General features: G+C 67.5%; 15 protein-coding genes. 3 read left to right on the top strand and 12 right to left on the bottom strand.

Annotated elements, in window-relative coordinates:
- The coding region (locus VGL40_01480; GenBank protein HEY3313942.1) for a hypothetical protein at nt 1–326 on the top strand (326 nt) is incomplete at its 5' end.
- A gap of 97 nt (nt 327–423) precedes the next feature.
- Here VGL40_01480 and VGL40_01475 read toward each other — a convergent pair.
- Nucleotides 424–858 carry a helix-turn-helix domain-containing protein gene (locus VGL40_01475; protein HEY3313941.1) on the bottom strand — a complete coding sequence of 145 codons (435 nt, stop codon included), beginning with the start codon at nt 856–858 and terminating at the stop codon, nt 424–426.
- A gap of 119 nt (nt 859–977) precedes the next feature.
- Between VGL40_01475 and VGL40_01470 the strand changes: the two genes are divergently transcribed.
- Entirely contained in the window at nt 978–1763 is a 786-nt protein-coding gene (locus tag VGL40_01470) for a hypothetical protein (protein HEY3313940.1), read from the top strand.
- A gap of 93 nt (nt 1764–1856) precedes the next feature.
- Here the strand turns inward: VGL40_01470 and ilvB are convergent, their stop codons facing one another.
- The 10 genes from ilvB to VGL40_01420 all read right to left on the bottom strand — a co-directional run bounded on the left by ilvB (nt 1857) and on the right by VGL40_01420 (nt 13765).
- Entirely contained in the window at nt 1857–3533 is a 1677-nt protein-coding gene (gene ilvB, locus VGL40_01465; GenBank protein ID HEY3313939.1) for a biosynthetic-type acetolactate synthase large subunit, read from the bottom strand.
- On the bottom strand, nt 3530–5299 hold the full coding sequence (ilvD, locus tag VGL40_01460) for a dihydroxy-acid dehydratase (GenBank protein ID HEY3313938.1): 1770 nt from the start codon (nt 5297–5299) through the stop codon (nt 3530–3532). Before ilvD ends, ilvB begins: the two co-directional genes overlap by 4 nt.
- A gap of 2 nt (nt 5300–5301) precedes the next feature.
- Entirely contained in the window at nt 5302–6231 is a 930-nt protein-coding gene (gene ilvE, locus VGL40_01455; protein ID HEY3313937.1) for a branched-chain-amino-acid transaminase, read from the bottom strand.
- Entirely contained in the window at nt 6228–7460 is a 1233-nt protein-coding gene (leuB, locus tag VGL40_01450; GenBank protein ID HEY3313936.1) for a 3-isopropylmalate dehydrogenase, read from the bottom strand. Before leuB ends, ilvE begins: the two co-directional genes overlap by 4 nt.
- 16 nt (nt 7461–7476) lie before the next feature.
- On the bottom strand, nt 7477–7980 hold the full coding sequence (locus VGL40_01445; GenBank protein HEY3313935.1) for a 3-isopropylmalate dehydratase small subunit: 504 nt from the start codon (nt 7978–7980) through the stop codon (nt 7477–7479).
- Entirely contained in the window at nt 7977–9269 is a 1293-nt protein-coding gene (leuC, locus tag VGL40_01440) for a 3-isopropylmalate dehydratase large subunit (protein ID HEY3313934.1), read from the bottom strand. The genes VGL40_01445 and leuC overlap by 4 nt, the downstream gene beginning before the upstream one ends.
- Nucleotides 9220–10872, bottom strand: a complete 1653-nt coding sequence (locus VGL40_01435; protein HEY3313933.1) for a 2-isopropylmalate synthase — start codon at nt 10870–10872, stop codon at nt 9220–9222. The genes leuC and VGL40_01435 overlap by 50 nt, the downstream gene beginning before the upstream one ends.
- A 6-nt stretch (nt 10873–10878) precedes the next feature.
- Nucleotides 10879–11883 carry a ketol-acid reductoisomerase gene (gene ilvC / locus VGL40_01430; protein ID HEY3313932.1) on the bottom strand — a complete coding sequence of 335 codons (1005 nt, stop codon included), beginning with the start codon at nt 11881–11883 and terminating at the stop codon, nt 10879–10881.
- A complete protein-coding gene (gene ilvN, locus VGL40_01425) occupies nt 11880–12470 on the bottom strand; it encodes an acetolactate synthase small subunit (GenBank protein HEY3313931.1) in 591 nt (196 codons plus the stop codon). The genes ilvC and ilvN overlap by 4 nt, the downstream gene beginning before the upstream one ends.
- Before the next feature lie 422 nt (nt 12471–12892).
- Nucleotides 12893–13765, bottom strand: a complete 873-nt coding sequence (locus VGL40_01420; protein HEY3313930.1) for a prephenate dehydratase — start codon at nt 13763–13765, stop codon at nt 12893–12895.
- A 168-nt stretch (nt 13766–13933) separates the two neighbouring features.
- On the opposite strand from VGL40_01420, the gene VGL40_01415 reads away from it, so the two are divergent.
- Nucleotides 13934–15070 carry an ISNCY family transposase gene (locus tag VGL40_01415; GenBank protein ID HEY3313929.1) on the top strand — a complete coding sequence of 379 codons (1137 nt, stop codon included), beginning with the start codon at nt 13934–13936 and terminating at the stop codon, nt 15068–15070.
- 345 nt (nt 15071–15415) lie between these two features.
- Here VGL40_01415 and tuf read toward each other — a convergent pair.
- A partial coding sequence (tuf, locus tag VGL40_01410) for an elongation factor Tu (GenBank protein ID HEY3313928.1) occupies nt 15416–15561 on the bottom strand: 146 nt, incomplete at its 5' end.

Genomic DNA, 15561 nt, shown 5'->3' with positions numbered 1-15561 from the left:
CCGACAAGATCAATCGGATGCAGGCCCTCAAAGTGGTCGCCGCCCGGGGCGGCGCCTACCCGGCCATCTTCCCGGATTTCTCCCTCTGGACGCCGGACCGCGCCGGCCTCAAAGGCGGTTCGGGGGTCTTTCGTCGCTACTATGAGGAGGCCTCCCTCGGCTTCGGGGCCGAGGTAGCCGTGGCCGTTCTGACCGCCCAGCCGGTGGCCTACCAGGTGAAGGGGGTAATCGCCACCTCCGGGCCGGGCCGACTGGGAATCAGGATCACCGAGGCCTTCACCGCCACGCCGCCGGTCCCCGGAGAGCGGGTCGACCGGCCAGCCTGACCGGCCGGGCCGGCTGGGTGGTTATCAATGGGGATACTGGAAGGGATTGGGGCAAGCTCTGTCGAATGCTGTGGTAAGGGGTACCTCCCGGCCCCCTCTACTCCCGATCCAGGGCCAACTCGGCGAGGCGACCGTTGGCGACCGGGGCATATGGCTTCAGCGCGTTGAGGACCCGCCCGAGGAAGGCCGGCGGGGCCGTCAGGCGAAAGACGCCCGCGCCGCCCGTCAGCTGGTAGGAGAACTCACAGGTCTGACCCTCACGCTGGATCAACTCGATAATCGATTGGGCCAGAGCGCTGACTTTATCGAGCCGGGCGACGACCCGGACGTCGAGGGACACTTCGAGGCCCGGCCGGCGGGCCGAGCGCGATTCGACGAAGGCGTCGAGGTCGGCCTGCCCGATCTTCCACTGCCCGATCTTGCTCGCTCTGAGCTCGCCGGAGGCGATGAAGTCCCGGACCGACTTGGCCGTGACCCCCAGGGCCCGTGAGGCTTCCTGCACGGTCAGCAGCTTCTCCCCGTTTTCCCGCATGGGGTACCACCCCTTCCCTTTATTGCCTATCTTCAAATATCCTATGATAAGTCGGGCCCAAGGTCAAGCCTGAATGAGCCGGTCTGGTGATAGTCCGCCGACCCAGGAGGTTAGAACCAGTGGCCAAAGGTGTCCGGGTGGCGCCGTCCTATCCGACCCCCGAGCACGAGCGCCTGGCCGGGGAACTGACCCGGAGCCTCTCCGCCGACCCGCGGGTCCTGGCCGTCCTCCTCTCCGGATCCCTGGCCAGGGGGCGGGGGGTCCCCGAGTCGTGCCTGGACCTAACGGTCTTCGTCACCCCCGGGGAGTACCTTCCCCAGGGGCTCTCATCGGTGGGCGCGCTCGAGGTGGTGGCCGGCCTGGACGGGGCGATGGTCCATTTCGAGAGGGTCCGGGCCGACCTGACCTATACCGACGGCGACCTGCGGCCGGGCGGGCGACTCCCCCGAGAGGACGACTTCGAGCTGGCGGTGGGCAACTTCGCCGTCTACTCCACGCCGCTCTTCGACCGCGGGGGCCATTGGGCGGCCTGGCGTCAGCGCTTCCTGCCGTACGTCGGCGAGGACATCCGCCTGGCCAGGCTGGAAGCCGTCAGCAAGGACTTCGCCTGGAACATCGACAACATCCGACAGATGGCCCGCCGCGGGCTCCTCTTCCACGGCCTCGAGCGGGTGATGATCGCCTTCCGCTACCTGATTCAGCTCTGCTTCCTGTCCGCCCGCGTCTACCCCATCGACTACATGAAGCACCTCGAGGAACAGGTGACCGACCTGCTCGGCCATCCCGAGTGGCTCAGCCAGATGGCGGCCGTCTTCACCCTGCCCAACCTGACGCCTGGCGTCTTGATGGCCAAGGCCGACCTCCTCAGCCACATGGCCGACCGCTTCCCGGCCGAGCTCCGCTGACCGGCAAGGCCCCCACAACAAACGAGAAGACCGGCCGCTCACCCGCGGCCGGCCCTTCTTTTTCCCCGTACCTAGGAACCTCGCCCCGAGGCACTAACCCGGCCCGAGAATCATCTCCATCGTGGACTTGCCCGGCGGGACCATCGGGAAGACCTTCTCGTCCGGGTCGATCTGGCACTCGACGAAGTGGGCCTCCGGGGTGCCCATGGCCGTCTTCAGGACCGACTTCAGTTGACCATGCCGCTCCACCCGGCTCGCCTTGAGGCCGTAAGCCTCGACCAACCGGATGAAGTCCGGCCAGCCGCGCAGGTTGATCTGAGACAGGCGGCCGTTGAGGAAGAGGTCCTGCCATTGCCGGACCATGCCCAGACTGCCGTTGTTGAAGAGGAAGATCTTGAGGGCGATGCCCTCGGCGGCCATCGTCCCAAGCTCCTGGACGTTCATCTGGAAGCTGCCGTCGCCGGTGATCAGGACGACCGGGGCGTCGGGCCGCCCAACCTTGGCGCCAATGGCCGCCGGTAGCCCGAAGCCCATCGTCCCGAGGCCGCCTGAGCTGATCAAGGTGTGGGGGCGGCGGACCGGCCAATGCTGTGCGGTCCACATCTGATGCTGGCCGACGTCGGTGACGATGACGGCCTCCTGACCGGCCGCCTCGGCGATCCACCGGATGGCCGCCGGCGGGTTAACCGGGGATTCGTCGTCGACCTCCGATTGCCCGTCGGCGTGCCACGAGCGGATCTCGGCCAGCCACTCGGCCACGTCTGGCTTGGTCTCGCCGACCTTGTCGGTCAGGACCTCGAGGATCTGCCGGGCGTCACCGACGACCGGGATGTCGACCTGGACGTTCTTGCCGATCTCCGCCGGGTCGACGTCGACGTGGATGATCTTGGCCTTGGCGGCGAACTGGTCGGTCGGACCGGTGACCCGGTCGGAGAAGCGAGTCCCGACGGCCAGGAGCAGGTCGGCCTCGTGGACCGCCCGGTTGGCCCGGTAGGTCCCGTGCATGCCGAGCATCCCCAGGAAGAGCGGATGGTCGGCGGGGATGGTCCCGAGACCGAGGAGCGTGCTGACGACGGGGATGGACAGCTTCTCGGCCAGGTCCATCAGAATCTCGTGGGCCCCGGACGAGGTCACCCCGCCGCCGGCCAGGATCAGCGGCCGCTCGGCCGCGCCGAGGGCCTTGGCCGCCTGGGTGATCTGGGCCGGATGGCCGTAGAAGGTCGGCTTGTAACCGGGCAGGCTGACCTCGCTGGGATAGCGGAAAGTCACCTTGCCCATCTGAACGTCGCGCGGGATGTCGACCAGGACCGGCCCGGGCCGGCCGGTCGAGGCGATGTGGAAGGCCTCCTTGATGATCCGGGGCAGGTCGGCCGGGTCCTTGACCAGATAATTGTGCTTGGTGATGGGCATCGTGATCCCGGTCAGGTCGGACTCTTGGAAGGCATCGCGGCCGAGCAAAGCCGTGGACACCTGTCCGGTCAGGGCGACCAGCGGGGTCGAGTCCATGTAGGCCGTGGCCAGCCCGGTGACGAGGTTGGCCGCTCCGGGGCCGGAGGTCGCCAGGCAGACACCGACCTTGCCGGTGGCTCTGGCGAAGCCGTCGGCGGCGTGGACGGCCCCCTGCTCGTGCCTGGTGAGGATGTGCCTGATGGGGAACTGCGGGAGGGCGTCGTAGATCTCGAGGACCTGGCCGCCCGGATAGCCGAAGATGACCTCGACGTCCTCCTCGAGGAGGCTCTTGAAAAGGGCCTGTGCGCCGGTGACCTTCATCGTCCGACCTCCTTGGCCGACGACTTGTCGCGGCCCTTCGACCCGTCATCAAGCACGGCCCCGGACGAGGCCGGGCCGACCAGACCGGCGTAGCGGCGGAGAAAGGGGCTGTCGGTGGCCGGGGGACGCGGCTTCCAGGCCCGCCGCCGCTCGGCCAGGGCCTCCTCGGAGACCTTCAGCTCGAGCCGATGACCGGGGATGTCGATGGCGACCACGTCGCCGTCTTCAACCAGGGCGATGGGACCGCCGACGGCGGCTTCCGGGACGATGTGGCCGATGGCCGCGCCCCGGGTCGCTCCCGAGAAACGCCCGTCGGTCAACAAAGCGACTCGGTCATCGAGGCCCATGCCGGCCAGGGCCGCGGTGGGGGAGAGCATCTCCCGCATCCCCGGCCCACCCTGCGGGCCCTCATAGCGGATGACGAGGACGTCGCCGGGACGGACGAGACCGTCCATGATCGCCTTCATCGAGGCCTCTTCGCTCTCATAGACCCGGGCCGGGCCGCTGTGGACGAGCATCTCCGGGCGGACCGCCCCAGCTTTCACGACGGCCCCGCCGGGGGCCAGGTTGCCGCGGAGGATGGCCAGGCCGCCGTCCTTCGAGTGGGGATTGGCCAGCTCCCGGATGACCTCGGCCCCGGCGCTGTTCCGTCCGGGGGCCGTGCCGGCCCGGCCGCGCGCCGTGGCTTCAGCCAGGACGTCCTTGAGGGCCCGCCCGCCGACGGTGAAGGTGCGCCCATCGATCAGACCCGCGGCCAGCAGGCGGGCCATCACTTCGGAGACCCCGCCGGCCTCGTCGAGGTCCTGGAGGTGGTGGGGGCCGGCCGGACGGAGGAGGCAGAGCTGAGGCGTATGTCGCCCGACCTCCTCGACCCAGCTCAGATCCATCCCCAGACCGGCCTCGCGGGCGATGGCCAGGAGATGGAGGACCGTGTTGCTCGAGCAGCCGAGGGCCATGTCGAGGGCCAGGCCGTTCCGGACCGCGGCCGGGGTGATCACGTCCCGAGGTCTGATCCCGTGCCGGAGGGCCCGTACGGCCGCGGCCCCAGTCTCCTTGGCCAGCCGGACGCGGGCCGCCGAGACGGCCGGGATCGTCCCGTTGCCGGGGAGGGCCATGCCGATGGCCTCGGTGAGGCAGTTCATCGAGTTGGCGGTGAACATCCCGGAGCATGAACCGCAGCCGGGGCAGGCCGCCGTCTCCAGTTCGTCGAGCTTGCCCGGGTCGAGGCGGCCGGCCTTGACCGCCCCGACGGCTTCAAAGACCGTCGACAGGTCGACGGCCCGCCCGTCGTGCCGGCCGGCCAGCATCGGGCCGCCGCTGACGAGGGCCGCGGGGAGGTTCACCCGGGCGGCCGCCATGAGCATCCCGGGGATGATCTTGTCGCAGTTGGGGATGAGGACCAGGGCGTCGAGGGCGTGCCCGACGGCCATCGCCTCAACCGAGTCGGCGATGAGCTCCCGGGTGGCCAGGGAGTACTTCATCCCGGCGTGGTTCATCGCCAGGCCGTCGCAGACGCCGATGACCGGGAACTCCAGGGGCACCCCGCCGGCCAGCCGCACGCCGGCCTTGACCGCCTCGGTCAGGGACCGCAGGTGAAGGTGTCCCGGAACCAGTTCGCTGAAGGCGCTGGCCACGCCGACGAAGGGCCCGGCCATCTCGGCATCGGTCAGGCCCAGGGCGCGCAGGAGGGAACGGTGAGGAGCCCGCTCCAGGCCGGCGGTGAGCGGTCCGGCGGGAGCGGGCCTGACGGGATTGGAACGGGCCATGATCAACCCTGCCCTTCGCCGCCGGCCGCTCTGGCCAGGTTCCGGACCTGCCCGGCCGGCCAGATGGGAGTGCCCTCGACCAAAGTGCGGGCGCGGAAGGCGGAGATCAGCCGGGTGGTGATCGACCCGGGCACGCCGTCGCCGATGACCCGGCCGTCGACCTCGGTCACGGCGATGGCCTCGGCGGCCGTGCCGGTGAGGAAGCATTCCTCGGCGGTGAAGACGTCGACCCGGTTGAAGAGGGTCTCACGGAAGGGGATGCCGAGCTCCGCGGCGAGCTTGATGATGGTGTTACGGGTGATCCCCTCGAGGATGCAGGCGGTGATCGGCGCCGTCAGCAGTTCGCCGTGGCGGACGATGAAGAGGTTATCGCTGGTCCCCTCGGTCACGTACCCCTCGGAGTTGAGCATCAGGACCTCAGGGTAGCCGAGGTGATTGGCCTCCATCTTGCCCATGATGTTGTTCAGGTAGTTGAGGGACTTCATCCGCGGGCTCAGGGCCTCGCTGTGGTTCCGCCTGGTGGCCACGGTGACCACCTTGAGCCCCTTGTCATAGAGTTCCTGCGGGTAGATGGTGATCCGGTCGGCGATGATGACGACCGAGGCCCGCAGGCACTTCCGCGGGTCGAGGCCCAGGTCGCCGACGCCGCGCGAGACGATCAGACGGATGTAGCCCTCATCGAGCGAACTGCGACGGAGGGTCTCCAGGACGGCCTCGGTCATCTCGGCCGGGGTCAGCGGGATGGTCAGGAGGATCGCCTTGGCCCCTTCGTACAGCCGCTTGATGTGTTCGTCGAGCTTCCAGACCCGGCCGTTGTAGGCCCGGATCCCTTCGAAGACACCATCCCCGTATAGGAAGCCGTGATCGAAGACGGAGACCTTGGCCTCAGCCTTCGGGTAGAACTTGCCGTCGATATAGATTTGGATGCTCACATCTGCCATCTCCCTTCGGTGAACGGCCGGGTCTGGCCGACAAAGCGGCTTCGGCCGGCGAGTCGATTGCGGCGGGCACCGTGGCCGCCGCTCCGGCCGAGCCCCCGGTTCCCATCGCCTTGATCGGTGCCGTCGGTGGAGCCGGACGCGTCGTTGGCTCCGGCCTGGTTGATCTCCCTGATGACCAGGTCCCCGAAGACTTCGGTGGAGACGGGCTGGTGCCCGTTCCCGGAGGTCAGGTCGCTGGTATGGACGCCGTCGGCCAGGACGGACCAGACGGCGTCCTCGATGACCCGGGCGATGTCCTCCCGGCCGAGCGAGAAGCGGGCCAGCATGGCCACGGAAAGGATGGCCCCGCACGGGTTGGCCAGGGACCGGCCGGCGATGTCCGGGGCGGAGCCATGAACCGGTTCGTAGATGCCCGGGCCCCCCTCGCCGAGGCTGGCCGAGGGAAGGAGGCCGAGACTGCCGACCAGCCCGCCGCCCAGGTCGCTGAGGATGTCCCCGAAGGTGTTCTCGGTCAGGATGACGTCGAACCGCCGCGGGTCACGGACCATCAGGTGGGCGCAGTTGTCCACGTACATGTGGTCGAGCTCGATCTCCGGGTAGTCGGCGGCCACCTCGGTGACGACTTCCCGCCACAGGCGGCTGGTCAGGAGGACGTTGGCCTTGTCGACCGAGGTGACCCGGCCGCGCCGCGAGCCGGCGAGCCCGAAGGCCACCCTGGCGATGCGCTCGATCTGCGCGACCGTGTAGGACAGCACGTCCGAGGCCCCCGGGTCGTTCCCGTCCCAGCGCTTCTTGTCGCCGAAGTAGAGTCCGCCGGTGAGCTCCCGGACGACCAGGACGTCGATGCCGCCCGAGGTCAGCTCAGGCCGCAGCGGCGACGAGGTGAAGCCGACCTCGGGGAGATAGACCGGGCGCAGGTTGGCGAAGGTCCGCATCTCCTGGCGCAGATCAAGCAGCCCGCGCTCGGGTCGGATCTCCGGCGGAAGCCCGTCCCACTTGGGTCCGCCGGCCGCCCCTAGAAGCACGGCGTGGGCCCGCCGGCAGGCCGCGAGGGTCTCCTCCGGGAGGGGCACCCCGGTCTCGTCGATGGCCTTCCCACCGAAAGGCCGCTCCTCGAAGGTGAGCTTCAAGCCGAACCGGTCCCCGGCCGCCCGGAGGGCCCGAATGGCCTGCTCACATACCTCTGGACCGATTCCATCCCCGGAGAGCACGGCAATCATCTTCAGGACACCCCTTTCAGGTCGGATTTCGAGACTGTTCGGCCAGGCGCTGCTGGGTCAGGGGAATCAGGCCGCCGGCCTGGACGATCTCCAGGACGAAGGGCGGCAAAGGCTTGACCTTCCAGGTCCGACCGTCGCCGAGGTCATGGACCAGGCCGGCGGCCAGGTCGACGGCGACCCGGCGGCCGTTCTCAAGAGCGGCCGAGGCTTCGGGCGACTCGATGATCGGGAGGCCGATGTTGACGGCGTTCCGGAAGAAGATGCGGGCGAAGGAGGCGGCGATGACCGCGCCGACCCCGGCCGCCTTGATGGCCAGCGGGGCGTGTTCGCGGGAACTGCCGCAGCCGAAGTTGCGTCCGGCGACGATGACGTCGCCCGGGAGGACCGCCGAGCGGAAGCCGGGGTCCAGGTCCTCGAGGCAGTGCCGACCCAGTTCGGCCGGGTCCGGGCTGTTCAGGTAGCGGGCCGGGATGATCACGTCAGTGTCGACGTTGTCGCCGTATTTCCAGACGCGGCTCACGCGACCACCTCCCGCGGGTCGGCCACCCGGCCGGCGATGGCCGAAGCCGCCGCGACGGCCGGGCCGGCCAGGTAGACCTCGCTCGACGGGTGACCCATCCGGCCGACGAAGTTGCGGTTGGTCGTCGACACGCAGCGCTCGCCGGCGGCCAGGACCCCCATGTGCCCGCCGAGGCAGGGACCGCAGGTCGGCGCGCTGACCGCGGCACCGGCCTCGACGAAGGCCTCGAGCAGTCCCTCGCGGGCAGCCTGCAGGTAGACTCGCTGGGTGGCCGGGATGATCAGGCAGCGGACCGTCGGACTGACCTTGCGCCCGCGCAGGACGCTGGCCGCCTTACGCAAGTCCTCGATGCGGCCGTTGGTGCAGGAGCCGATGACCACCTGATCAATGGGGATCCGGCCGACGCTGCCCGCCGGTCGTCCGTTGGAGGGCAGGTGGGGGAGGGCGACCATGGGCTCGACCGCCGAGGCGTCGATGACGATCTCGGAGAGGTAGACGACGTCGGGGTCGGAACGCAGACCCGCCGCGTCGGCCGGGCCTGCCTGGCCCACGTACTCCCAGGCCTTGTCGTCCGGGGCGATGATGGCGTTCTTCGCCCCCATCTCGATGCCCATGTTGCAGAGGGTCAGCCGGCCCTCGATGGAAAGGGCGGCGATGGCCTCGCCGTCGTACTCGACGGCGGCGTAGTTGGCCCCCTCGACCCCCAACCGGGCCAGGACGGCCAGAGTCAGGTCCTTGGCCTCGACCCAGGGGCCGGTCTTCCCGGTCAGGGTGACCCGGATCGTCTCCGGGACCTTGAACCAGGCCATCCCGGTGGCCATGGCCACGGCCACGTCGGTGCTCCCGACCCCCGTGGCGAAGGCCCCGAGGGCGCCGTAAGTGCAGGTGTGGGAATCCCCGCCGATGATCACCTGGCCGGGCTCAACCAGCCCGGCCTCAGGCAGAAGGGCGTGCTCGACGCCCCCGCGACCCGTGTCGTAATGCTTCTTGATCCCATGCCTGGCGGCGAACTCGCGGAGGGTCTTGGCCAGCCCCGCCGAGGCGATGTCCTTGTTCGGGGTGAAGTGGTCGGCCACCAGCACGACCCGGTCGGGGTCGGCCACCGGAACGCCGCCCAGACGCTCGAATTCGTGGATGGCCACCGGCCCGGTGATGTCGTTGGCCAGGATCAGATCGGCCCGGCCTTCGATGAGGTCGCCGGCCCGCACCGGACGACCGGCCGCCCGGCTGAGGATCTTCTCAGTCAGACTGGCCCCCGGCCGCTTGCCCTGCGGCCCTTCGGTATTCAACCGGCTCACCTCCATCGGCGGACAGGCTTTGGGCCGCCCGTTCAACGGCCTCGCCGACCGTCTTGGCGGCCTCGCCGACCGGCTTCCCGGTGGCGGGTCCGCCCATCAGCTTGTTGAACGCCGCCATATAGGCCCTGGCGCTGGCTTCGATGACGTCGGTACTGACTCCGTGGCCGATCGCGGTCCGCCCGTTCAGCCCGAGCTTCAGGACGACCTCGCCGAGGGCGTCCCGGCCGCTGGTGACGGCCTTGAGGTCGTAGTCCAAGAGCTTCGGCTCGGTGCCCGAGGCCCGGGCGATGGCGGCGAAGACCGCGTCGACCGGACCGAGGCCCGATGAGGCTTCCTTGCGCGGCCCGTCCGGTGTGCCCAGGAGGACGGTGGCCGTCGGGATTACTCTCGAACCCGAGACGAACTGCATCTCCTCGAGGGTCCAGGTCCCCTGATCGGCTTCCGCCACCCCGACGGACTCGTCCTCGACCAGGGCCACCAGGTCCAGGTCGCTGAGGTCTCGCTTCTTGTCGGCCAGCTCCTTGAAGCGGACGAAGACCCGCTTCAACTGGGCCTGGTCGAGCTCGTAGCCGAGGTCGGAGAGGTGCTTTTGCAGGGCGTGTCGGCCGGACAGCTTGCCGAGGACGATCGAGTTGCCGACCAACCCGACGTCCTCCGGTTTCATGATCTCGTAGGTGAGGGGCATCTTCAGGACGCCGTCCTGGTGGATGCCGGACTGGTGGGCGAAGGCGTTGGCCCCGACGATGGCCTTGTTCGGCTGGACCTTCATCCCCGTCAGGCGGACGACCAGGTGGCTGGAGCGGGCGATCTGGCGGGTGTCGACCCCGGTGCCGCAGTCGTAGCGCTCGCGGCGCGTCCGGAGGGCCATCACCACTTCCTCGAGGGAGGTGTTGCCGGCCCGTTCCCCGATCCCGTTGACCGTGCATTCCACCTGGGTCGCCCCGGCCTCGACGGCCGCCAGCGAGTTGGCCGTGGCCAAGCCGAGGTCGTTATGGCAGTGGACGGAGAAGCAGGGGACGTCGACATGGTCCCTCAGGTATCGGATGAGCCGACCGAACTCCCCGGGGGTGGTATAGCCGACCGTGTCGGGGACGTTGAGGATGGTCGCTCCCGCCCGAGTCGCCTCACGGAAGACCCGGACCAGGAAGTCGGGATCAGAGCGGGTGGCGTCCTCGGCCGAGAACTCGACCTCGGCGCCGAGGGAGACGGCGTAGCTGACGGCCTCCCGAGTGGCTGTGATGACCTCGGTCGGGACCTTGTTCAGCTTGTGCTTCATGTGGATTTCGGAGGTGGCGATGAAGATGTGGACCCGCGGCTTGGCCGCGCCGCGCACGGCTTCCCAGGCCCGGTCGATGTCCGCCCGGTCGGTCCGGGCGAGCCCGGTGATGACCGGTCCGCGGACTTCATCGGCCACGGCCTTGACGGCGGCGAAGTCCCCCGGCGAAGAGATGGGGAAGCCGGCCTCGATGACGTCGACCCCGAGGCGAGCCAGCTGCCGAGCCACCTCGAGCTTCTCGGGGACGGTCAGGGCGACGCCCGGTGATTGTTCGCCGTCGCGGAGGGTGGTATCGAAGATGTAGACCCGCTCACTCATGGCCGCTTATCCCTTCTTGTTCTTCTTGAGCCACGGCATCATCGCCCGTAGCTCCGCCCCGACTTTCTCGATGGGGTGTTCGGCCTCGGCGCCCTTGATCGCCCAGTAAGCCGGCCGGCCGGCCTTGTTCTCGAGGATCCACTCCCGGGCGAACTCGCCGTTCTGGATTTCCTTGAGCATCTTCCGCATCTCCGCCTTGACCGCGTCGTTGACGACCCGCGGTCCACGCGAGTAGTCGCCCCACTCGGCCGTGTCGCTCACCGAGTAGCGCATCCACGACAGCCCGCCTTCGTAGATGAGGTCGACGATCAACTTCAGCTCGTTGAGGCACTCGAAGTAGGCGATCTCCGGCTGGTAGCCGGCCTCGGTCAGGGTCTCGAACCCGGCCTTGATCAAGGCGGTCACGCCGCCGCAGAGGACGGCCTGCTCGCCGAAGAGGTCGGTCTCGGTCTCCTCGCGGAAGGTCGTCTCGATGACCCCGGCCCTGGTGCAGCCGATCCCGCGGGCGTAGGCCAGGGCCACGGCCTTGGCCTTGCCGGTGTAGTCCTGATGGACAGCCAGAAGCCCGGGTACCCCGGCTCCGTCCACGTACATCCGGCGGACCAGGTGGCCTGGGCTCTTCGGGGCGATCATGAAGACGTCGATGTCTTCGGGCGGAGTGACCTGGTGGTAGAGCACCGTGAAGCCATGGGCGACCACGAGCGCCTTGCCGGCCTTCAGGGACGGCTTGATGTCGCGTTCGTAGACTTCGGCGTGCTTATCGTCCTGCATGAGGATAACGATGATGTCGCCCTTGGCGGCGGCCTCGGCGGTCGGGGCCACCTTCAGCCCGTCGGCCTTCACCTGCTCCCAGCGCGGGCTGGTCGGACGGAGACCGACGACGACGTCGACCCCGCTGTCCCGAAGGTTCTGGGCGTGAGCGTGGCCCTGGCTGCCATAGCCGATGATGGCCACGGTCTTCCCCTTGAGCAGGCTCATATCGCCATCCTGGTCGTAGTAAACCCGGTTCATTGCGTCAACCCCCTCTTAGATGTGTTGCCCTCGGCGGCGTAAGCCAGTGAAGGTTGGATATCCTCTTCCTGGGGCCGTTCGGCCCTCATCCGTTCGGGCAGAGCGGTCACCGAGGAACCCCGTTCCATGGCGATCTGACCGGTGCGGACGACTTCCATCAACCCGAACTCGCGGAGCATGGCCAGGAGCGCCTCGACCTTCTCATGGTCACCGGAGACCTCGACCACCAGCGACCGTCGGTTGACGTCGATGATCTTGGCCCGGAACAAGTTGACCAGCTGGACGATTTGCTCCCGGCGGGCCGGCTCGGCGTGGACCTTGACCATGGCCAGCTCGCGAGAGATGGCCACCGATGGGGTCAGCTCCGACACCTTGCGGACATCGATCAGCTTGTTCAATTGCTTGGAGACCTGCTCCTGGACCCTGGCGTCGCCCTCGAAGGCAATGGTCATCCGGGAGACGGCCGGGTTGTCGGTGACCCCCACGGCGAGGCTGTCGATGTTGAACCCGCGCCTCGCGAAGAGGCCGGCCACCCGGGCCAAGACGCCCGGGCTGTTTTGGACCAGTACGGCGATGATTTGCTTCAAGCGTTATCACCTCGCGATCTCATGGTTGGTAAGACCAGGAAAAGAATAAAAGGGTAATAAGAAAAAGACCCCAGCAAATCCCGAGATTGGAACTTGCCACGGGTCTTTTATACCCACGGTGTGCCGCCGAGCCGCCCGTCACCAGAGGCCGGTCCCCCTGTTGGACGCCCGCCGGTTGAGCCGCTTGGTCCAGGCCGCCAGGGGATGCCGCGAACGTCGCGAATGTTTCGACTCCCCGGTGCGGAACCCTAGGCTCACTTCCGAACGTTGGGCCGTAAGGCCCAGTAGCTGTTCTGTTATTGAAGAATGTCTATTCGGGGCCCCGGCTGAAAATCCTTTAAGTTACCGAAAATTTTTCCCTGGGACGATAAGCCAGACGAGGCGGCGAGCTCGGCGCCTCAGGCCTTCCGGCTCAATCAGCCTCAGTCGGCTTTCGGAAACGATCCCAGGACCTTGAGCCCCGTGGCCTTGGCCGAGAGATCCTTGAGGGCCATGACCACGTCCTCGTCGCTGGTGTGCCCGTCGAATTCGGCGTGGAACACGTACTCGAAAGGCCGCTCCCGGCCGGGCCGCGACTCCAGCTTGGTCAGGTTGATCGACCGGCAGGCCAGCGCGCCGAGGCACCAGAAGAGGGCGGCGGGACGGTTCGGGGTGGTGAAGACGATGGCCGTCTTGTTATGCCGGCCCTTCGGGGCCGGTTCATGGGCGATGACATAGAAACGGGTGACGTTGTCGCGGCTGGTCTGGACGCTCTCGGCCAGGACCTCCAGCCCGTAGAGCGCGGCCGCGCGGCGACTCGAGATGGCCGCCGTGCCCCTCATCCCGCGGTCCCTCACCAGACGGGCGCTGCCGGCGGTGTCATTGGCGGCCACCGGCTCCAGCCCGTGCTCCTTGAGGAAGACGTCGCACTGGGCGAGGGCTTGCGGATGGGAAAGAACCTCGGTGATCTGGTCCAGGGTCTGCCCGGGCAGGGCCACCAGGCAGTGGACGACGGGATGGAGGACCTCGCCGGCGATGATCAACGGCGACGCGCGGAGGAGGTCATAGGTGTCGGTGATGCTGCCGGCCAGGGAATTCTCGATGGGAACGAGGCCGGCGCGGGCCGTCCCGTCCTCGACCGCGGCGAAGACAGCGGCGAAGGTCCGGCAAGGCAGCACCGGCGTCGTCCCGAAACGGCCGACGATGGCATCCTCGCTGTTGGCTCCACGCTCGCCTTGAAAGGCCACCGGCCGAGGCCCGCCCGGCCGCCGATCCCCATCCGCCGGCTTCGCTCCCCTGGCCCCGACCGCCGCCATTCGCCGATCCCTCCAATGTCTTCTTCCCCGAGGTGTAATTGGTGTGGATTATATCACGAACGATAGACAGGGGCAAGGCTGCGCTTGATCGACATGTTGTTGGACTGTGATATTGTCACCCTTAAGTGGGACTGAGAGAATGTCACCATGAGAGGGGACATTTTTTCTTTGAGCGACAAGGAAGTGATCCGGCTTTACGAGATAAGACAGGCGGTTGAGGGCCTCAAGACGGTCAAGGAGGTGGCCGAGGCATTGGGCTTGAGCGAGCGGCAGGTCAAGCGGCTTAAGGCGGGGTTCAAGAAGGTCGGGCCGCGCGCCCTCGCCCACAAGAACCGGGGTCGTAAGCCCAAGCATACCGTCCCAGAAGGCACTCGAAAGCAGGTGATCGCCCTGGCCACGACCGATTTCGCTGGAGCCAGCCATTGCCAGATGGCTGAGCTTCTGGCCGAGTACAAAGGTATCTCGCTCAGCCACCGTACCGTCAGCCGCATCCTTGGGGCAGTCGGCATCAAGAGCCGCTATGTTCACCGGCCTCCCCGGCGCCGCCGATCCAGGCGCCGAAAACCCCAGGAAGGCATATTGGTCCAGACCGACGCCAGCCCTTTCGACTGGCTCGAGGGCCGCGGCCCAAAGATGGATCTTCACGGGGTCATCGATGACGCCACCAGCACGGTCCTAGGCCTTCATTTCCGGCCTCATGAAGACATGCATGGATACCTCGAAGCCTTCCGCCAGATGATCATCAATCACGGCGTGCCCCTCAACGTCTACACCGACGGGCATACCATCTTCCAGTCGCCGTCATCCGCCAAGCTCCCCGTCGAAGACCAACTCATCGGCCGCACGGAGATCCTGACCCAGGTCGGTAGGATCCTCAAGGACCTGGGAATCAACCGTATCCCGGCCGGCTCTCCACAGGCCAAAGGCCGGGTGGAAAGGCTCTGGGAGACCCTCCAGGGGCGCCTCGTGATCGAGCTGCGACTGGCCGGCATCTGCACCATGGAACAGGCCAACCTCTTCTTGCCCAAGTACATCAAGAAGTACAACGCGCGGTTCGCCGTCGCCCCGGCCGTTTCTGAAGCCGCCTATCGGCCGGCCCCTCCCCCGCGCCTCTTGGACCAGATCCTGACCTTCAGGGAAGAGCGCAGCGCCTCCAATGGCTCCACCATCTCCTACAACAACACGACCTACCAGCTCACCCGAAAAGGCTCCGTCGTCCTGCTTCGTCCCAAAGACAAGGTCTCGGTCCTGACCCACCTTGACGGCCGCCTGACGGCTCTCTACAAAGATGAGACCTCTCCTTGAAACCTTTCGCCTGGCCGCCCGCAGAAAAGAAAGCCCCACCGGCCGCCGCCCCGCCGAAACCCGTCGCTGAGCCGCCGGCCAAGAACCATCCATGGCGCCAGCCCTTCCGGCCAGCGCCACAGCCCGATCCTTTGGAGACCTATCTACGTCAGAAGAACCCCGGTTGGCAAAAACTCATGAGCCAACGCTAAACCAGTCGCGGAAACGCTGAGGGTGACATTTTCTCAGTCCCGTTATGCGCTTATACCGGTGACATATTCACTGTCCATTGACATACGAGCCTCCGGGCGGTTTCGGACGATTCCGGTGGGGGCCCGGGCCGACCCCGGGCGGCCTCGACGACGGCTACTCGACGACGGTGGTGACGACGCCCGAGGCGACCGTCCGCCCACCCTCGCGGATGGCGAAGCGCAGACCCTCTTCGATGGCGATCGGGGTGATCAGCTCGATATCCATCCGGATGTTGTCACCCGGCATCACCATCTCGACGC

The organism is Bacillota bacterium (assembly GCA_036504675.1).
Lineage (GTDB): Bacteria > Bacillota > Sulfobacillia > JAJYWN01 > JAJZPE01 > DASXUT01.
Note: the sequence above shows the minus strand (reverse complement) of the source record. Positions and strands in the feature narration are given on the sequence as shown.